The sequence below is a fragment of the Nocardiopsis sp. TNDT3 genome, assembly GCF_003427465.1.
GTDB lineage: Bacteria > Actinomycetota > Actinomycetes > Streptosporangiales > Streptosporangiaceae > Nocardiopsis > Nocardiopsis dassonvillei.
In genome coordinates this window covers 1-1660 of sequence record NZ_QPFC01001364.1, presented here as the reverse complement: position 1 = coordinate 1660, position 1660 = coordinate 1, and the positions used below count along the sequence as shown (strand labels likewise).

At 72.1% G+C, this 1660-nt stretch carries 3 protein-coding genes; 2 read left to right on the top strand and 1 reads right to left on the bottom strand.

Annotated elements, in window-relative coordinates:
* The first annotated feature begins 61 nt into the window (after positions 1-61).
* Positions 62-964: a metal ABC transporter permease gene (locus tag DQW06_RS27870; RefSeq protein ID WP_013151787.1), complete on the top strand. Its 903-nt coding sequence runs from the start codon at positions 62-64 to the stop codon at positions 962-964.
* Positions 961-1332 (top strand): Fur family transcriptional regulator, encoded by a 372-nt coding sequence (locus tag DQW06_RS27865; RefSeq protein ID WP_013151786.1) that lies wholly within the window; start codon positions 961-963, stop codon positions 1330-1332. Before DQW06_RS27870 ends, DQW06_RS27865 begins: the two co-directional genes overlap by 4 nt.
* A 12-nt stretch (positions 1333-1344) precedes the next feature.
* Here the strand turns inward: DQW06_RS27865 and DQW06_RS27860 are convergent.
* On the bottom strand, positions 1345-1660 hold a 316-nt coding region (locus DQW06_RS27860; RefSeq protein WP_157983638.1), incomplete at its 5' end, for a hypothetical protein.

Sequence of the window (1660 nt, the reverse complement as noted above, 5' to 3'; positions counted from 1 at the left end):
AACGCTCCCGACTCCGCGGGCACCACGGCCGCGGAGATGATCCGACTCGAGGTACCCGGCCGTGACTGAGCTGCTCCACTACGAGTTCATGCGGCGCGCGCTGGTCGCGGCGGTGCTCGTCGGCCTGGTCACCCCGATCATCGGCACCTACCTCGTCCAGCGGCGTCTGGCCCTGCTGGGCGACGGGATCGGCCACGTCGCCCTGACCGGGGTGGCGCTGGGCCTGCTCACCAGCACCTCTCCGGTGCTCACCGCGGCCGTGGTGGCCACGCTGGGCGCCGTCCTCATCGAGTTGGTGCGGGTACGCGCCCGCACCAGCGGGGACGTGGCCCTGGCGCTGCTGTTCTACGGCGGCATCGCCGGTGGCGTGCTGCTCATCGGGCTCACGCCCGGGGCGAGCAACGCCACGCTGGTCTCCTACCTGTTCGGCTCGGTGAGCACGGTGGAGGAGTCCGACCTGTGGGTGGTGGGCGTGCTCGCCGCCGGGGTGATCGCGGTGGTGGCGGTGTTCGGCCGCGAGCTGTTCGTGCTGTGCCAGGACGAGGAGGTGGCGCGGGCCCACGGGCTGCCGGTGCGCTTCCTGAGCGTGCTGCTGGCCGTGACCGCCGCGCTGACGGTGGTGATCGCGATGCGCGTCGTGGGCGTGCTCATGGTGAGCGCGCTGATGATCGTCCCGGTCGCCGCCGCACAGCAGCTCACCAAGAGCTTCCGGGTGACGATGCTCCTGGCCGTGCTGATCGGACTGCTGTCCTCGGTGGGCGGCCTGACCACGTCCTTCTACGCCGAACTCTCCCCCGGCGCGACGATCGTGCTGCTGGCCCTGGCCGTCTTCGGCGTGGCCGTGGCGGTCGGCGGCGTGCTGCGCCGCACCTCGGGGCGCCGCTCCGCGGCGGTCTTCGATCCCGCCGGTGGGAGTTCGACCGGTACGATGCCCCAGACTGAGCGGGGGAAGGTGAGACCATGAGTACACGACGCGAGGCGGTCCGCCAGGCGCTGACCGGTTCCGACGGTTTCCGCAGCGCCCAGGACCTGTACGCGGACCTGCGCGCCGACGGTTCCAAGATCGGCCTGACCACCGTCTACCGGGCGCTCCAGGCGCTGAGCGACTCCGGTGAGGTGGACGTGCTGCGCACCGACGAGGGCGAGGCCGTCTACCGGGCGTGCGGCACCGAGAGCCACCACCACCACATCGTGTGCCGGGTGTGCGCGACCGCGGTGGAGATCGAGGGGCCCACGGTGGAGAAGTGGGCCGCCGAGATGGGCGCCCGGTACGGCTTCACCGGTGTGACGCACACCGTGGAGGTCTTCGGGACCTGCGCCAACTGCTCCTAGGCGGAGCGGTCGTCACGGCCGGTGGGCCTGTTCGGTGATGACCGAGAACACGGTGACCGGCTCGCCGAAGTGCTCGGCCAGCAGCTCGGGCAGGGCCTGGCCGAGGTCGGTCCGGTCGAAGGCGGACTCCAGGGGCACGAAGAGGTCCGGCTCGGAGCCTTCCACCAGCAGCTCCCACCCGTATCCGCCGCCGCGCCACAGGGTTCCCAGCTCGACGCCGTCCACGTAGATGAGCGCGGTGTCGGCGTCCCGGTACCTGAGGCGCACCCGCACCCGCCGCACCGCGCTGGAAGGGGAGGGCGGGGCGTCGGAGGCCGGGCCGCTCGCG